Genomic DNA, 16,558 nt, shown 5'->3' on the forward strand with positions numbered 1-16,558 from the left:
GAATGAATTTTTTTGACGTTCAATTTTACACTTAATTGGTTTTCACATTCAAGGCATATTCTTTAAACCTTTCCAAATCTGCCTGGATTGTGGATTCTACCACTTTTCCTAAAAATAAGTTATCCATAAGTTTACCAATTAATCCAGGAATAGCATAGGAAACTGTCATTTTCACAACACTCATCTCATGACGATCATAAAACCGAATAGCCCCTTGATTTGGTAAACCATCAACCGATTCCCATTGAATAATTTGATTAGGAATCATTTTAGTAATTCGGGATTTCCAAGCAAATTCTAACCCTCCTGTACTTAGTTTCCACAGGGAAATTTCTGGGTTATCTGGAGAAATTGTCACCGAATCAATCCATTTCATCCATTTAGGCATTTGCTCTAAGTCAGACCACAATTCCCATGCTAGTTCTATGGGAATTTCTACTTCTACTTGGACGCTGTGTTCTAACAATTCACTCATAGGATTTTAGATTTTAGATTTTAGATTGGTAATGGGTAATTGGTCATTGGTAATTGGTAATTGGTAATTGGTCATTGGTCATTGGTCATTGGTAATTGGTAATTGGTAATTGGTAATTGGTAATTGGTAATTGGTCATTGGTCATTGGTCATTGGTAATTGGTAATTGGTAATTGGTAATTGGTAATTGGTAATTGGTAATTGGTCATTGGTCATTGGTCATTGGTCATTGGTAATTGGTAATTGGTAATTGGTAATTGGTAATTGGTAATTGGTAATTGGTCATTGGTCATTGGTAATTGGTAATTGGTCATTGGGTGATTAAACTGTTCCCTGCTCTCCCTACTCCCCCTACTCCCCCTACTCCCCCTACTCCCCCTACTCCCCCTACTCCCCTACTCCCCCTACTCCCCCTACTCCCCCTACTCCCTACCCCTATTTCTTCCCACTTTCAAGGATTACTTTAGCCGCACGTTTTCCAGAAACTGTTGCTCCTTCCATACTGTCAATATAATCTTGTTGTGTGTAACTTCCAGCTAGGAAAAAGTTAGGAACAGGTGTTTTTTGATCAGGACGATAGACATCCATTCCTGGTGCTTCTCTGTACAAAGACTGAGCTAGTTTGACGACACTGTACCAAGTCATGTTTAAGTCTCTTGAAGAGGGAAATAGTTCATGCACTTGTTTGAGGACGTGATTAGCGATCGCTTCATTACTTTGTTTAATGAAAGGATCTCCCGGTGTCAATACCAGTTGTAACAATGAACCCTCTCCAGGACGATAATAATCGGCGGGACTAGTTAAAGCCAAATCAGCAAAACAGGAAAAATCAGCATCAGCGGTATACAATAAGTTATCTATACCTGCTGCCTGTAAGGGTGGTGTCACTCCGCCTTTACCCCGTTTTTCCTCATCTTGTAGTTCTGTCACCCAACCATCAAAACGTAGCTGTACTGTAGCGACGGGGACAGCATCTAGCTTATAAATGTTATCAAATTCTGGCCATTTCCGCCAAGGTTGGGGTAAAACTCGTTGAATTCCCGGAACATCACAAGCACATAGATAAGCGTCAGCAGTGATCACTTCTTCTGTATCACCTTGGGCAACTAATATCCCTGTAACTTGGGTTTGTTCTCCAGACTCAGCAAATTGAATTTCTCTGACTTGACGACGGGTGTATATTTTTGTGCCTTTTTCTTCTAAATACTTAACAATAGGTTTGTGTAAATATTCATGAGGTGAACCTTCGAGCATTCGCAGAATTGAAGCTTCTGTTCGGACAGCAAAAAACTGGAAAATTGTCAACATACACCGGGCGGAAATATGATCACAATCTATAAATCCCAAGGCGTAAGCAATAGGATTCCAGAGACGTTTGATGCTGCCTTTACTGCCTCCGTGACTGTAGAACCAGTCGGAAAAACTGATTTTATCTAATTTGCGAATAGTTTTCATTGCCCCATCAAAGTCTACCAAACCTTGAACTATTGGGCTAGTCCCCAGGGCGATCGCATTTTGGAATTTATCCCGTAACGAAAGTTGAGAAGTGGTAAAAAACGCCTTTAATCCATTAAAAGGCGCACCCGTGAAAAAGCGAAAATCTAATGCCCCAGTTTGTCCACCTTTATTGATAAAAGTATGACTATGTTCCTTCAAGCGTAAATTATCACCAGCCCCCACTTTCTCCATCAACTCAAACAAATTGTAGTAGCAGCCAAAAAAGACGTGCAGCCCCATTTCAATATGGTTACCGTCACCATCTACCCAACTGCTAACTTTACCCCCCACAAACGGACGAGACTCGAAAATTTCTACTTCACAGCCAGCATCTACTAAATCTACAGCAGTTGCTAACCCTGCTAATCCCGCACCCACAATTGCAACGCGCATTCCCTCTTCCTTGTTCAGTTTCTTTACAAATTGTAACTGAATTAGTCAGTTGTCATTAGTCAGTTGTCAGTTGTCATCAGTAAAATTCCTCTCCCCAACTCCCCAACTCCCCAACTCCCCAACTCCCCTACTCCCCCTACTCCCCTACTCCCCCCACTCCCCCCACTCCCCCAACTCCCTACTCCCTGTCGTCTATCACCCTCCTGTCACATCTTCCCCTTGAGGGAGACTTCTAATCAGTTCTCGAATCACATCTGTTGCTGGTCTACCTGTCTGTTGACAATATTTTTCTAGTTTTTCCGCTTCTTGTGTAGCTAGATTCACTGTTATGCGTTTAACCGCCCATTTCTTGTTTGTCATTATCATGCACTTTGCTGTATATTAACTTGATTTAGAGAGTCTGGTCACTCAAAGCAAAAATGAGACTATGAAAGTTAGTCTGAATTAAAAATGTAACAAAAACACTAATCTTATTTAAAATTTTCAGTTTGTCAACTACTTACCCAAATAAATTTGGCGATAACCTTGCTTGAATACTGGAAATTCCTGGTAATTTGAGCCTGATTGCCATTGATTCGACCTATCAATGTGTAAATAGGGAACAGGGAAGAAAATAGATCAGGACAATCTTACAAAAACAAAATTGGATTGTTATAGATATCCTGTAATTTAATTTATAAATTCTAGGTATATCTATTTATTTAGTCAACCGTTTCCAAGCCTAATTCTTCCGAGGAAAGTACATGAGCTTCTAATAAAGCCATCATATCTCTTAACTGGGGATTACCACGAGAAGTTCCAGTCAATCCTTTGGCAATAATTAACCCACAATATCCTTGAGTATTTTGACACCGCTGATGCCATTTTCGCTTGGCTTCTATATGCACTGGGTCGTCATCTAAAAATTGCCCAAACAAAAATAATTCACTGTTATGCGTTTGCAATAAACCTAAGTCGTATAGATCATCATCTACTGGATCTGTGACGGTGTGAAAGCAGATGGCGTTTAATCCTCCAGCGGCTTGAATATTTTCAATAATCCCTTTAGCTTTGGGACGGGAGGTTTGAATGACAATCACAGGTAAACCATCACCGACTTGTTCAAATTCCCCTGCTGCTTGGTAATTAGGTGCTTGACGCAGGTAATCTAATGTTTCCCAGGGTAAGACACCCAAACTCATGAAAGCATCTTCTGGGATTAAGTCGTCTCTTAATGCTTCAAATATGGAATCATCTTCGTCGTCTTCATCTTCGTCATCTAAATCAAAACCAGCCATTTCCTCTAGTTCTGCTGTCAACTCTGGCATGGTAGAGACAGTGACAGTTAAGGATTTGCGATTGTTGCCGGGTTCTGGTAGAGAAATTCGATAACGTTGGCTCAGGGTAAGAAAATCTTCGTCGTATAATTGCCGATGGTGGTCACGGAGAAACCGCAATAAACTTTCTACGGCAACAAAACTGAGTAGTGCTTCTTCTTCATACAAAACGGAACGTAACCCTTCTAGGGGGTGAATATTGCCGAAGGTGGGTTGAATTTCGGACAGGGGCATTTGTGCCAAATTACCCGGATCATCATCTTCGTTGTCATGCAGGGAGTCAAATGTGAGAAATAGGCAATCTTGTTTGAGGAAGGCTTCTTCTAAATCTTGATTTAGTTCATCTTCGTCAGCTAAAACAGCAGCCCGAAACCGTTTGAGGGAATCTTCCGAACGATAAAACAAAATGCCATATTCAATGCCCAACATTCCCATGACGGAGGCATAAAGTTTTTCTACATCCCATTGATTGATTTCTATGGATAAAATTTGCTGTTCTTCTAGAAATCTCCAAGGGGCAGTTTGCCAGACTTCTAAGGCTTTATCATGGAGGAGTTTCGCGTATTTGGGTGGTAAGTCGGGAGTTTGGCTATCAATGACTTCGGCAAAAGAGCGAAATAGCTCGTCAATTATGGGTAATTCCGGTACGTAGTCAATGGCAATGTCTAAATCCTGTAAGACTCCGCGCAGGTAAAATTGAATTTCCCGATCGCGCACAACTATTCTTTGTGGTCTACCGGGTTTGGCTGGGCTTTGGGGATGTTCTATTGCCCGCATGAGGGTACGCACAATGGCTTCTGGACCCAGGGCGGGATCTATCATGTCTATGCCTCTAACAATGCCTTCTGAGGCATCTACCCAAAGAATGCAGTCTCCTTTGGTATCTGGATCTGTAAATGGGGTGTGTGGTGATGACAGTGGACGGCGATCGCCCTCCCATACAGAAGGAATCTGGGTTAATTTCTGCAACCGGCGACTGGTAGAGCGATTAAAACTTGTCATAGAGTAAGTGAATCAAAACAAAGCGATTGAGAATGGGAATTTCGGGAATGGTTAATCTTTCAACACACCTAACCCCTCAATTCTAGGATAAAAATCTGAGGTTGCTGACAAAGGAACAACACTTGATAGAGAGGGGATTATTCTAAAATTTTCTCCTATCTTTCCATCTTCCCATCTTCTTATGCTTTTTTGCCGTCGTAATGTCGCTAAAATAAATACAAAAACATTCATAGCAACCCAGAGGTACAAGAATGCCTACTGGAATATTGATAAAACTAGTTCAGGAGTTAAAAATTTATGACCCAAGCAACTCAAACTCAACAACGGGGAATTCTGTTATCTGAATCGGCATTGCGTCAGGTGAAGTCTCTTCAAGATAAGCAAGGGCAAGATTTATGCTTGCGGGTGGGAGTTAGACAAGGTGGTTGTTCGGGAATGTCTTACATGATGGATTTTGAGGATGTCAGCAAGATTACCCCTGATGATGAGGTTTTCGATTATGATGGCTTCAAAATTATTAGCGATCGCAAAAGTCTACTTTACCTTTACGGCTTAATGCTGGATTATAGTGATGCCATGATTGGTGGTGGTTTCCAATTCACTAACCCCAATGCTGCCCAAACTTGTGGTTGCGGTAAGTCTTTCGGCGTTTGACACTCCCCTGTCTAAAGACACGGGGATTCTTGGTTCAACGAGACCACTTAAACTAGACTCCTTGCGTTATCTACCTCAGAGATGGGACTCTCCCCAAGCGTTAACTTTCGGTCTGCCCGACCGTAGTTGCATTGCTGCAAGTCCTGTTTAACTTGAAACTTTCCTGTTTCAAAATTCTGATTCGTCACGCTCTGTATAAATCTTTTACCTACTGCTAGGGAGAAAACGTGAACAATGCAGTAGAACCGCATAGATTTAATTCTCAAGGTACAGATTACCGTTGGGCAGTTAGGTTTTTATACAGGTTGATTACCTTTCCTGTTAAAAATACTATAACATCATAAGTCGCTGGGAGATTTATCCCTCACACGGCTTACCCTTCGGGAACGCTTCGCGTACATCCCCGGCTTAAAAGACATTAACACCTAAAAACTTTTGGGATTTTTAGGTGTCAATTCCGGGGGTTTAAGCCTGATTTCTGATAATATTGTGAGGATTCACTGAGTTAGAAGTTAGAATATTTGTTTGCACCAGGAATATAGAGAAGCAATCTTTCCCATAAATTATTAAGCTTGACGCGAAAACCCCTGATTTACAATTGACAACTAACAACTGACAACTGACAAATGACTAATACAATTGATTCCCTGTTTGATACAGGTTTAGAACGTTATAAAGCTGGAGAATCTGTAGAATCCTTGATTCCTGTATTTAAAGAGGTATGCGATCGCTCTCCTAAAGCCAGTTCAGCCTGGATTTGTTTAGCTTGGTTATATCTTCTTGATAACAAAGGTAAATTAGCTTTTAACGCTGCTAATAAAGCCGTGAAACTCAATCCCCAAGACCCACAAGGCAGAATTAATCTAGCCTTAGCTATGCTAGAAACAGGTCAAAAAGGTTTGCGGGAACACATTGACGTAGCACAACAATTGATATTTGTCAATGAAGAATGGCAAGAAGAAGTCAAAAATAGCATTGAAGATGGTTTAACCAGAAAACCTGATTGGAAAAATTTAGCCAAAGTTAAAAAATGGTTATTTGAAGAATAGGGAGTAGGGGGAGTAGGGGGAGTAGGGGGAGTAGGGGGAGCGGAATTTTACTGATGACAACGGACAACGGACAACGGACAACGGACAACGGACAACGGACAACGGACAATGGACAACTGACAACTGACAACTGACAACTAACTAATCAAAATGAAAGACAAATTATTAAACTGGCTTAATTTCATATTAGTTGCTGATGTTTTCCTCGTAATTTTTGGTTTTGGGTGGCTTGTGATAGCCGTGATCGGTGATGCTTCTGGAATTAACCTGGGATTAGATTTGTGGCACCAACTGTGGATACCAGTATTTAACCCCGCTATTGGTATATTGATGGGCGGTGCGTTACTTAGTGGTATTATTAGCTGGGTATCTAAAAAGCTGACTAAAAATGAGTTATCGTAAATTTTACTCATTAATCTTGCAGAAGCGTGTAATTTTCACTCTATATTGCATAGCAATGGAAAAAAACCGCTATAATCAACTTAATTGCGCCACAAGTTGATTTTCTACCAAGGTGTTGTTGGTTAATAGGTCTTCAACTGTAATTCTTAAAAACCTTTGTTCATCTACTTGAAAATAGATTTTAATGCGATCTCTGCCGGGAAATCCTGGAGGTTTGAGTTTGGCGATTTTACTGGCATTTACACTATCATTAAGGGGTTTAACAGTAGTTACACGAGTATCAAGCTGACGAGTAATTAAGCGATCGCCATCAAAGTATATCTCTGTCGCACCTTTTTCTGCACCTAATTCCCCGATAATTAACTCAATGCTGGGTTGATTGTCTACGGAAGCACCTAAAACTAATTCTACGGGTTGAGTCATGGGGTAAGGTTGTCCGGTTTTAATGATAGGATGCCAACTATGACGTTGATTACGGCGATCCCAATAACGCACACCATAGCTATGATAAAGGTAGTCTTTGATTTCTATGCCTTGGGTGATTTGTAATGCACCATGTGCGATCGCTTCAAAAGGCAGACGACGACGGATTTTTTCTGGTTCAAAATATTGTTCTATCCATGTCTGCACCACTGGTAATTGTACAGTTCCACCAACTAATAATACTGCATTAATATCATCAATTTCTATGCCATAGCGTCGCGCTTGCTGTAGTAATGTCATCATTGAATCATGCAGCTTATCGAAAAATCCGTTTTCTTTCAAAATATTTTCAAAGGTGTAACGATCAAGATCCATTTCATAACTTTCAAAAGTTTGATCATTAAAATAAACTTCACTAGCTTGATCATGGGTAGATAACTGAATTTTCACTCGTTCTGCGAGTCGTGCGGTGAGAGAACTAACTGGTAATCCCTGGGTTTTTGCAAAATAATCTACTATCCAATTATCAATATCAGTTCCGCCGAGATTTTGCCCTGCTTTAGCTAATACACGGGCTGTTTTAGGCTTTTGTTTAGAATCTTCACCTAGAGTTTTATCACCCCATTTAAGGAGAAATCCTAAAGGTTTGGTTTTAGCCTGTTTCCCCTGATCTAAGCTTACCAAAGACAAATCTAATGTTCCTCCACCAAAGTCAACAACCAAGAGAGTTCCTTGATCTGCTAAACCATACCCTAAAGCCGCAGCGGTGGGTTCATCCAACATTCGTATTTGTGCGACGGGTAGTGATTGACAAACTTTCCCTAACCAGTAACGATAGGCTTCAAAGCTGTCTACAGGTGCAGTTAAAACTAAGGAATCTATGTTCCCTTCCAGGATGGCTAATTCGGCAATTACCTGGCTTAAAAACCATTTTCCTACTTGTTCAAAGGTAATGTTTTTACCATCCAGTTCTGGTAAAAAACCCTGAATATCTGCACCGATTCCGCGTTTAAAGTTACGGAAAAATCTTTGATCAGTTTTTATATCTAAACCGCGATCGCACACCTGTTGTCCAGCTATAATTGTCTCCGCACTGGCATTTTCTACATAAACTAAGCTGGGTATTAGTGGTGGGTTGAGGAATTGTTGCGCTGATAACCCAGGCAAATTCAGGGTTTCTGCTTGTTGAGTGACAGGATTCCAACGAGTGATAACTGTGTTACTTGTGCCAAAATCAATAGCGATCGCCATATCTTAATATTATTTCAGAAAATAGAGAACAGGATGCAAGGGGACAGGGGATAATTACTTATTACCAATTACCAATTACCCACCACCTATTACTAGAATAAACGGGGTAGTTCATCACATCCCCAGGAATTACTGCAATTTGGTACTCAATTACTCCAAAGTTCACTATTATTATTTTTTTTAAGCTGATTTTGCCAGTGGGATTACTCCTGATGATATTAAAGTTGACGGTAAAAGCACCCAATTTACTTGGACTTTTGCCGAAAACGTGGCTGTTAAAAATCCTTTTAGTGGCGTAACTTTGAGTATTGCTGGGTTACTATCAGCCGCATGGTTAGCCGTGCTACATTTAAGATATTAGATCCCCGACTTCTTAAAGAAGTCGGGGATCTGGTAGTTTAGCAGCATAGAAAAATCAAAGTTCCACCCAAACTATCCGGATGGAGGAAGACAGGCAATGGATACTCAAATAGTAGATGCACCTTAATTAAACTATTACCCTCAGCTTTTAGTTGGGGGTTTTTCTTGGCTTTGGGATTTCTATTTTAGCAACTTGTCATAGGAAATGTCAAAAATTTTATTTGAAAATAGCAGGCAGTAAATTGGGGGCTAACCATAGGGCATAACCAATAAAACCAAATAGTATAGTAATTAAAAGAGTAGCAATATAGCTAATACACATTAGTAAACCATCCGATTCAATGGTCGCAACGGCTAAAAGTAAAATCCCCACAGTCGGAATAGGATTGGTAAAAGGAATGGGGGAAATTAATAATATTGTTAACCAAGAGATGCACAGCCCGTTAAATCGCCAAATCCAAGCATGATTAGCGACTTTTTGTAATCGGGGACGGGCAATTTTTTCTAATATCCTGGTAACACGACGCAGATTTTGTAAGATGATTTTAGCGAAAGCGTTGGGAAATTTATAATTAGCAATTTTTTTGGGTAGCCAAGGCGTTTTTCTTCCTAAAACCATTTGCAATGATAATAATAAACAAGCACCGCCTAAAGGACTAGTCAAGCCTGGAGGCATAGGAAATAAAAAAGGTAATACTAGTAATGTGATTACCAAGCTAAACCCCCGTTCAGAAGTTTCTGCGAGGATATCACCTAAAGTTAGCGGCTGTTCACTTAAACGTTCTAGAAGAGATTTAATTTCTTGAGAAAAGCGTAAATTCATAGCTATGATTTTAATGATTTTTGTGATTCTTATAATACAGCAAAATTGAGGAGTGAACCCCTCTAGATGCTTACTTGTTGACAGATAGGAGTTTTGATGTTGATTTTTTACCTCGTTGACTGGCAACCTGCTGTTTAATTACATAAATAATAGTCAAGATATCATCAAGTAAATCAGATGAATCAGGTAAATCATAGTTTAAGATGATAGTTAGGGAGCTAAAACAGCGATCGCTTGAGGAACAACCCGAAACACAGCCGGAGTATGGGTGGTGATTTCTCCATCTGTATTAATAGAATGGGGTCTGCGAGTGTATACTGTGATTTCCTGACCTTCCAGGGCGCGAACATTTGGCGAATGAATATGTCGTCCTTGACGCATAGCCGGCAGCAAAGGCAGAATTTGCCACCAATGATCAATTTCTAAGCTATAAAGATCCAGCCTTTGATCATCTATAGCTGCATCGTGAACTACAGCCATCCCCCCACCATAATAGCGACCATTACCCACAGCAATTTGCACAGTTTTAACATAAATTGATTCATCATTCATGCGAATTTCTGCACTAAAAGGGCGGGATTTCCAAATTACTTGGAATGCAATTGCCGCATAAGCAAATATACCCCAACGCCGTTTAATTTCCTTAGTTAATTGTTGAGTAATTTTTACACTTAACCCCAAACTAGCCACATTAAAAAAATATTTGCCATTTACAGAACCTAAATCAATCCTCCGTAACTTTCCAGAAGCAATAATTTGACACGCTTCTATTAAAGAGTTAGGAATTCCTAAAGTCCTTGCTAAGTCGTTAGCAGTTCCTAATGGTAAAATACCCAAAGGTAATTGAGTCTCAACTATCGCCTCAATAGCAGCATTAAGTGTACCATCACCGCCACCCACAATTACCAAATTTATTTCTTGTTGATAATGCCGAATCAAATCACCTAATTGATTTGGATGTTCTGTAGATTCTGTAATTATCTCTAAACCCAATTTATTGAAACAATTTATCGCTTCTTGGTAACGTTCTTGTCCTTTACGGGAATTACTATTTACTAACAATAGTGCGCGGATACTCATTTTAGCTGCCTTTTGTAGTTTGTATATGGAATTATTTACATCAATTTACTGAAAATCTCAGTGCAGGATGATTAAAAGGTTGAGACTTAACTGATTATACAATACAGTAATATGGTTCTAGTATAACGGAGCATCAATTATTTGGTTTTGTCTATAGTAATCATTATTTAGTTTGAATAAAAATATTCCCGACTTATTTATATCTATCTAAAGAAATATCTAGAATATCTATTATTTAATAATATTTTGACTTGGTTTTATTGATATAGAATAGTGGCAGTTTTGCAACCCAAAATAAATATGAGTTCATTAACAATTTTACAAAACATTGAAAAACATCTTCCCATCGCTTTTTGAGCTTTGTATGCCCAAATCTTTGATTTTAGAGCAATTCTCATTTTAAGGTTTCATGACATTGAAACCTTAAAAATTTTAAAAATCTCTAAACCAATAATTTTGTAGGGGCAAACCCCCCGTGGTTGCCCCAAATACCGGGGTAGGCACGGGGGCGCTACCCCCACATTAAATCCAAATCTTTTAGATAATTATTGAACATAAGTAGGTGAACAGAAAAATTTAAAGGTATATAACGGTATGTAAAGTTGTCTCAATACGAGATTCTGATTGAGTTTCAGCCATTTTAAAAAACGCAATACCCCTCATTTTTATTTTGTTCACTTACTTAAACGAATACATAGCAACTAGAGGATATTACTCGCAAGATCATGACTTCTAAGAAAAAAGTTAACGATCGCTCACAGTTGTGCAAGAGTAGAGAACAGTAGTATGCTAAAAAGAGTGCCTTATTTAACCCTGACTCGGTGAATTCTGCTGTAAGAGTGAATTAACTGCGCTCTTGTGACAAATCTATGGTAAATATAAATATGCAATATAATAGTGTTATCGTTACTATAGCCACAGTTAATTTTGATAATATAGTCAGCTTTTATACTCAATTACTAGAACAAAAACCAAAGAAACTTATTCCCCATATCTATGCTGAGTTTCACATTGCTGGTTTAAAGTTAGGTATTTTTAAACCTAAATCAACAAATGAGCCAGAATTTGTTGTTAATTCCCAAAGTCCGCTCAGTTTATGTTTGGAAGTGAATAATTTAGAAACTGCCATATCTCACCTGACATATTTAGGCTGTACCTCACAAAGAGACATTTCTATAGCTTCTCACGGACAAGAAATTTATGCCTACGACCCCGACGGCAACCGTTTAATTTTACATCAATCTCATCAACAGGGACCAGGCAAATATTATGATCAATGACCAATGACAACTAACAAACAATAAATGTCAATCACACAAAATTACAAATTAAATTTGATTCAATGGTATCCCGGACACATTGCCAAAGCTGAAAAAAATCTCAAAGAACAGCTAAAACGGGTTGATGTGGTTTTAGAAGTAAGAGATGCCCGTATTCCTATAACTACAAATCACCCCCAAATGAATGAATGGGTGGGGACAAAAGCCAGGATATTGGTACTCAACCGGGTAGATATGATTTTGCCACAAGTGCGATCGCGCTGGATAGAGTGGTTTAAAAATCAAGGCGAAGTTCCATATTTTACCAACGCCCAACATGGTCAAGGTGTCACCGCCATAGCCAAAGCCGCCCAAGCAGCAGGTATTGAACTTAACCAACGCCGCACAGACAGAGGAATGTTACCCCGTCCCGTCCGGGCTGTCGTCATTGGTTTTCCCAATGTCGGTAAATCAGCCTTAATTAACAGGTTGATAGGAAAACGAGTCGTAGAAAGCGCTGCCCGTCCCGGTGTTACTAGGCAACTGCGGTGGGTAAGAATTTCTGATCAATTACAATTACTGGATGCCCCTGGTGTCATTCCTGCCAGACTGGACAGCCAAGCCGCAGCCGTCAAATTAGCTATTTGTGACGATATTGGTGAAGCAGCTTATGACAATCAACTCATAGCCGCAGCATTCGTAGATATACTTAACGAACTTCAGGAAACACATTCTCATTTATTACCACCACATCCATTACTGTCACGGTATGAGATAGATTCCATCATCCACACAGGAGAAGACTACTTACAAGTCTTAGCAGAACATCGTTATAAAGGTGATGTAGAACGTGCTGCCAGACAAATGATCACCGATTTTCGGAAAGGACTTTTGGGTAATATTTCCTTAGAATTACCACCATTTTAAATACTAATTTGTGATATTTTCAAAATTAGCATTAGAGGGTGTTTGAAAAGTATTAGATGAAACCGATAATCTCCAGAAACCTAACCCCCTCCCCCACCTCCCCTACCCCCTCACCTCCCCTACCCCCCCCACCTCCCCTACCCCCCCACCTTCCCAAAGCATCCGGGAGATTAAAGGGGGTAATTTATTTTTTGGTGTTCCCTAATACTGGAGAGGTTTACCAGAGGGGTTTCATATTTGGTTAAACTATGAACCGTTTACAGTATAATTGCACTGATACTTGCGCCCTTAGCTTCGAGCCTGATATAACAGTCATGAATCAACTTACCCTCGTTTTCCAGCAAGAAGGACATACCGAAACATTAGTTCCAGTAGATAAAGATGTATTTATGATTGGACGGTTGCCAGAATGTGACATGGTATTACCCATTGAAGGAATTTCTCGCAATCATGCGCGAATCGTCAAAAGTTCTGATCATGTGTGGACTATTCAGGATTTAGGTAGTAAAAATGGTACGCAAGTTAATCAGTATTTGATTACGGGTATCCAAGAATTAGCTAATAATGATGTAATTTCCTTGGGCAACATTAAATTATTAGTAAAATTCAAAAATATAAATACAAATGGTAATACTAATATATTTTTAGAAAAGGTCAATACTCAACTACAAAAAACAATTTTTCGGAATGTTGAGGAACTACAACAACAATGGATAAGTGCTAATACTATTAATAGCAATAACAATAATCAAAATGAAACTATTGCTCGTCTTAAAGATTTGGTAGATATAGCTAAAAATCTTTGTGCTGCTGCATCTATTGAGGAAATTTTCTTCCAAGTACAACAGGTGGTTTTTCGTTATCTTGATAGTATTGACCGATTAGCCCTATTAGTAAAAATCGATGATTATGGTAATTTAGAGTTAATAAATTCTGCCACTAGAAATATTTCCGAACAAGAACATTTAGCTACAGATGGTAGTTGGATTAGTCGCAGTATTTGTCAAAAAGTATTTGCAGAAAAAATTGCTATTCAAAGTGCCGATACTCAATCTGATCAACGTTTTTCTAGGGAGAAAAGTATTTTAGTTAAAGGTATTCGTAGTGCTATGGCTGTCCCATTATGGGATGAACACAAAGTAATTGGAGTTCTCTATGCTGATGCTAGTCTGTCTTCATCTCATTGGGAAAGCGAAGGGGAAGAAGAACTCAGCTTTTTTTCAGCTTTGGCTAATATTGTAGCTTCTAGCGTGCAACGTTCGTTGTTAGTAGACAAACTCAAAAATGAAGAAGTAATTCGTCATCGTTTAGAAAGATACCATTCTCCGGCTGTTGTCCAACAATTGATAGCTGTTGGTGGTTCTCCTGATGGACGTTTAGCGCCTAGAGAAAATGAAATTAGTATTTTATTTGCAGATTTAGTCGGTTTTACGGCAATTTCTGAACGATTGACACCTACAGAAATTGCTCAATTATTAAATAATTTATTTGAAGAAATGTTGAAAGAAGTATTTTTGTATAGTGGTACCTTAGATAAATACATTGGTGACTGTATTATGGCATTTTTTGGCGCTCCTGACCCAGATCCAGGTCATGCAGATAGGGCAGTTGCCTCAGCGAAGGGAATGCTAACTCGGTTAAAACATCTCAATGCTAATCATTTTTGGCAAGAACCTTTACAATTACGGATTGCTATTAACAGTGGTAAAGCTGTAGTTGGTGATGTTGGTAGTTCTCAGAGGGTGGATTATACTGCTTTAGGAACGACAATTAATTTGGCAGCTAGGATGGAGACTATTTGTTCTCCTGGTGAATGTGTAATTAGTGAAGTTACTTATAATATGTTGTCAGAAAAATCTGATTTTTTTGATATCGGAGCTTATCGTTTTAAAGGAATTGATCGTTCCATTAAGCTATATCAAACTAAAATGTATGAACTATAATATTGCTGACGATGTGCTGTAATGGGTAGTGGGTAATCTGGAATAGAGCGTAATTTACAATATTATCCAAAAATCCTGTTGATATTGTGACAATTTTATAGGCTTTTGGCATACTATTGGCAAATTGGCGAGGTATTGATTTAATGACAAATTATTTTCATTATTTTCCCTCCAAGTCAATTTTCGTGTTAGCTTCTGTAGTGAATGTGTGTAAGACTGGTAAACTACCTCAAACTATTTTTTAATGGGAGGTCAGGTTATGGCTATAGCTACTATTAATCCCACCACTGGGGAAACGCTCAAAACTTTTGAGCCACTAAAAGATACAGAAATTCTTGCCAAGTTGGATTTAGCAGGAAAGTCTTTTGAAGGATATCGTCAGACGAGTTTTGTAGAGCGATCGCACTGGTTAGAACAAGTAGCAACTATTTTAGACCAAGAAAAGGCAGATTTAGGGAAATTGATGACCCTGGAGATGGGTAAACCATTAAAAGCGGCGATCGCAGAAGTTGAAAAATGCGCCCTGGTTTGTCGTTATTATGCCGAAAATGCCCCTAGTTTTCTAGCTGATGTCACCATTAAAACCGATGCTAGTCATAGTTTTGTAAAATATCAACCTTTAGGGGTAATTCTCGCCGTCATGCCTTGGAATTTTCCATTTTGGCAAGTTTTCCGGTTTGCTGCACCAGCACTCATGGCAGGCAATGTGGGGCTACTCAAACACGCTTCCAATGTGCCACAGTGCGCCCTGGCGATCGAAGATATTATCAACCGTTCCGGCTTTCCCAAAGGTGTATTTCAAACATTGTTAATTGGTGCTGCCCAAGTTGCCAATTTGATGGCTGATGATCGCATCAAAGCCGCAACCTTGACAGGTAGTGAACCAGCCGGTGTATCCCTCGCCGTTGCATCTGGGAAACAAATCAAAAAAACTGTTTTAGAATTGGGGGGTAGTGACCCATTTATTGTTTTAGAAAGTGCCGATTTAGAAACAGCAGTTAGCACCGCAGTAACAGCGAGAATGTTAAATAATGGACAATCTTGTATTGCTGCGAAACGCTTTATAATTGCTGAATCTGTGGCTGATCAATTTGAAAAACTGCTGTTAGAAAAATTTCAAGCTTTGAAAATTGGTAATCCAATGGCAGCAGATACAGATTTGGGACCATTGGCAACTCCCGATATTCTCCAAGAATTAGACCAACAAGTTAAAAATGCGGTAAAAAGTGGTGGTAAAGTCCTCACAGGTGGACATCCTTTAACAGAAATGTCGGGGAACTTTTATCCGCCCACAATTATCATAGATATTCCTGTAGATACACCAATTGCCCAAGAGGAATTTTTTGGACCTGTGGCATTATTATTCCGAGTTCCTGATATCGAAGCGGCAATTAAATTAGCTAATGATAGTCCCTTTGGTTTGGGTGCAAGTGCATGGACAACAAATACAGAAGAACAAAATCGCCTAATTCAAGAAATTGAAGCCGGGGCAGTATTTATTAACAGCATGGTTAAGTCTGATCCTCGTTTACCTTTTGGGGGAATTAAGCGTTCTGGTTATGGTAGAGAATTGAGTATTCAAGGTATTCATGAATTTGTGAATATCAAGACAGTTTGGGTGAAATGATTGTTTTTTTGAAACGCAGATGAACGCAGATGGACGCAGATAAAGGCAGATAATTGGTTTTTATTTATGCCTTGATTT

General features: G+C 39.2%; 15 protein-coding genes. 7 read left to right on the forward strand and 8 right to left on the reverse strand.

The window, feature by feature from the left end; all coding sequences use genetic code 11:
* Positions 1-31: 31 nt before the first annotated feature.
* From AN486_RS02235 to AN486_RS02255, 5 genes are all read right to left on the reverse strand, one after another.
* Positions 32-475, reverse strand: a complete 444-nt coding sequence (locus tag AN486_RS02235; RefSeq protein ID WP_039201249.1) for an SRPBCC family protein — start codon at positions 473-475, stop codon at positions 32-34.
* A gap of 434 nt (positions 476-909) precedes the next feature.
* On the reverse strand, positions 910-2,364 hold the full coding sequence (zds, locus tag AN486_RS02240) for a 9,9'-di-cis-zeta-carotene desaturase (protein WP_290599036.1): 1,455 nt from the start codon (positions 2,362-2,364) through the stop codon (positions 910-912).
* Between the two features lie 195 nt (positions 2,365-2,559).
* Positions 2,560-2,730: a CopG family transcriptional regulator gene (locus AN486_RS02245; protein ID WP_190384048.1), complete on the reverse strand. Its 171-nt coding sequence runs from the start codon at positions 2,728-2,730 to the stop codon at positions 2,560-2,562.
* A 335-nt stretch (positions 2,731-3,065) separates the two neighbouring features.
* Positions 3,066-4,682, reverse strand: coding sequence for a hypothetical protein (locus AN486_RS02250; protein WP_053537691.1), 1,617 nt, complete (start codon positions 4,680-4,682; stop codon positions 3,066-3,068).
* Between the two features lie 51 nt (positions 4,683-4,733).
* The gene (locus AN486_RS02255; RefSeq protein WP_168466657.1) at positions 4,734-4,913 is read right to left on the reverse strand and encodes a hypothetical protein; all 180 of its coding nucleotides are present in this window, start codon (positions 4,911-4,913) and stop codon (positions 4,734-4,736) included.
* Between the two features lie 66 nt (positions 4,914-4,979).
* Between AN486_RS02255 and AN486_RS02260 the strand changes: the two genes are divergently transcribed.
* The 3 genes from AN486_RS02260 to AN486_RS02270 all read left to right on the forward strand — a co-directional run bounded on the left by AN486_RS02260 (position 4,980) and on the right by AN486_RS02270 (position 6,787).
* Positions 4,980-5,336 (forward strand): iron-sulfur cluster assembly accessory protein, encoded by a 357-nt coding sequence (locus AN486_RS02260; protein WP_027403631.1) that lies wholly within the window; start codon positions 4,980-4,982, stop codon positions 5,334-5,336.
* Positions 5,337-5,962: 626 nt separating this feature from the next.
* Entirely contained in the window at positions 5,963-6,385 is a 423-nt protein-coding gene (locus AN486_RS02265; protein ID WP_027403630.1) for a M48 family metallopeptidase, read from the forward strand.
* Between the two features lie 150 nt (positions 6,386-6,535).
* Positions 6,536-6,787, forward strand: a complete 252-nt coding sequence (locus AN486_RS02270; RefSeq protein ID WP_027403629.1) for a hypothetical protein — start codon at positions 6,536-6,538, stop codon at positions 6,785-6,787.
* A gap of 75 nt (positions 6,788-6,862) precedes the next feature.
* On the opposite strand, the gene AN486_RS02275 is transcribed toward AN486_RS02270, so the two are convergent.
* The 3 genes from AN486_RS02275 to AN486_RS02285 all read right to left on the reverse strand — a co-directional run bounded on the left by AN486_RS02275 (position 6,863) and on the right by AN486_RS02285 (position 10,724).
* The gene (locus tag AN486_RS02275; protein WP_290599043.1) at positions 6,863-8,461 is read right to left on the reverse strand and encodes an Hsp70 family protein; all 1,599 of its coding nucleotides are present in this window, start codon (positions 8,459-8,461) and stop codon (positions 6,863-6,865) included.
* A gap of 577 nt (positions 8,462-9,038) precedes the next feature.
* Positions 9,039-9,644 (reverse strand): exopolysaccharide biosynthesis protein, encoded by a 606-nt coding sequence (locus AN486_RS02280; protein ID WP_053537689.1) that lies wholly within the window; start codon positions 9,642-9,644, stop codon positions 9,039-9,041.
* A gap of 210 nt (positions 9,645-9,854) precedes the next feature.
* Positions 9,855-10,724: a lipid kinase gene (locus AN486_RS02285; RefSeq protein WP_053537688.1), complete on the reverse strand. Its 870-nt coding sequence runs from the start codon at positions 10,722-10,724 to the stop codon at positions 9,855-9,857.
* Between the two features lie 884 nt (positions 10,725-11,608).
* Between AN486_RS02285 and AN486_RS02290 the strand changes: the two genes are divergently transcribed.
* From AN486_RS02290 to AN486_RS02305, 4 genes are all read left to right on the forward strand, one after another.
* On the forward strand, positions 11,609-12,004 hold the full coding sequence (locus AN486_RS02290) for a VOC family protein (RefSeq protein WP_053537687.1): 396 nt from the start codon (positions 11,609-11,611) through the stop codon (positions 12,002-12,004).
* 24 nt (positions 12,005-12,028) lie between these two features.
* Positions 12,029-12,910 carry a ribosome biogenesis GTPase YlqF gene (ylqF, locus tag AN486_RS02295; protein WP_039201498.1) on the forward strand — a complete coding sequence of 294 codons (882 nt, stop codon included), beginning with the start codon at positions 12,029-12,031 and terminating at the stop codon, positions 12,908-12,910.
* Positions 12,911-13,224: 314 nt separating this feature from the next.
* The gene (locus tag AN486_RS02300) at positions 13,225-14,853 is read left to right on the forward strand and encodes an adenylate/guanylate cyclase domain-containing protein (RefSeq protein ID WP_053537686.1); all 1,629 of its coding nucleotides are present in this window, start codon (positions 13,225-13,227) and stop codon (positions 14,851-14,853) included.
* 259 nt (positions 14,854-15,112) lie between these two features.
* Positions 15,113-16,480, forward strand: a complete 1,368-nt coding sequence (locus AN486_RS02305; RefSeq protein ID WP_053541152.1) for an NAD-dependent succinate-semialdehyde dehydrogenase — start codon at positions 15,113-15,115, stop codon at positions 16,478-16,480.
* The last annotated feature ends 78 nt before the right edge of the window (positions 16,481-16,558 follow it).

This window comes from Anabaena sp. AL93, assembly GCF_001672085.1.
In the GTDB taxonomy this organism is placed as follows: domain Bacteria; phylum Cyanobacteriota; class Cyanobacteriia; order Cyanobacteriales; family Nostocaceae; genus Dolichospermum; species Dolichospermum heterosporum.

What these genes read in the sequence shown, in the direction of transcription:
- AN486_RS02275 (WP_290599043.1), bottom strand. Translation starts at nt 8,461, where the DNA reads ATGGCGATCGCTATTGATTTTGGCACAAGTAACACAGTTATCACTCGT.
- AN486_RS02260 (WP_027403631.1), top strand. Translation starts at nt 4,980, where the DNA reads ATGACCCAAGCAACTCAAACTCAACAACGGGGAATTCTGTTATCTGAA.
- AN486_RS02285 (WP_053537688.1), bottom strand. Translation starts at nt 10,724, where the DNA reads ATGAGTATCCGCGCACTATTGTTAGTAAATAGTAATTCCCGTAAAGGA.
- AN486_RS02300 (WP_053537686.1), top strand. Translation starts at nt 13,225, where the DNA reads ATGAATCAACTTACCCTCGTTTTCCAGCAAGAAGGACATACCGAAACA.
- AN486_RS02255 (WP_168466657.1), bottom strand. Translation starts at nt 4,913, where the DNA reads ATGAATGTTTTTGTATTTATTTTAGCGACATTACGACGGCAAAAAAGC.
- AN486_RS02290 (WP_053537687.1), top strand. Translation starts at nt 11,609, where the DNA reads ATGCAATATAATAGTGTTATCGTTACTATAGCCACAGTTAATTTTGAT.
- AN486_RS02280 (WP_053537689.1), bottom strand. Translation starts at nt 9,644, where the DNA reads ATGAATTTACGCTTTTCTCAAGAAATTAAATCTCTTCTAGAACGTTTA.
- AN486_RS02235 (WP_039201249.1), bottom strand. Translation starts at nt 475, where the DNA reads ATGAGTGAATTGTTAGAACACAGCGTCCAAGTAGAAGTAGAAATTCCC.
- AN486_RS02245 (WP_190384048.1), bottom strand. Translation starts at nt 2,730, where the DNA reads ATGATAATGACAAACAAGAAATGGGCGGTTAAACGCATAACAGTGAAT.
- ylqF (WP_039201498.1), top strand. Translation starts at nt 12,029, where the DNA reads ATGTCAATCACACAAAATTACAAATTAAATTTGATTCAATGGTATCCC.
- AN486_RS02305 (WP_053541152.1), top strand. Translation starts at nt 15,113, where the DNA reads ATGGCTATAGCTACTATTAATCCCACCACTGGGGAAACGCTCAAAACT.
- AN486_RS02265 (WP_027403630.1), top strand. Translation starts at nt 5,963, where the DNA reads ATGACTAATACAATTGATTCCCTGTTTGATACAGGTTTAGAACGTTAT.
- AN486_RS02250 (WP_053537691.1), bottom strand. Translation starts at nt 4,682, where the DNA reads ATGACAAGTTTTAATCGCTCTACCAGTCGCCGGTTGCAGAAATTAACC.
- zds (WP_290599036.1), bottom strand. Translation starts at nt 2,364, where the DNA reads ATGCGCGTTGCAATTGTGGGTGCGGGATTAGCAGGGTTAGCAACTGCT.
- AN486_RS02270 (WP_027403629.1), top strand. Translation starts at nt 6,536, where the DNA reads ATGAAAGACAAATTATTAAACTGGCTTAATTTCATATTAGTTGCTGAT.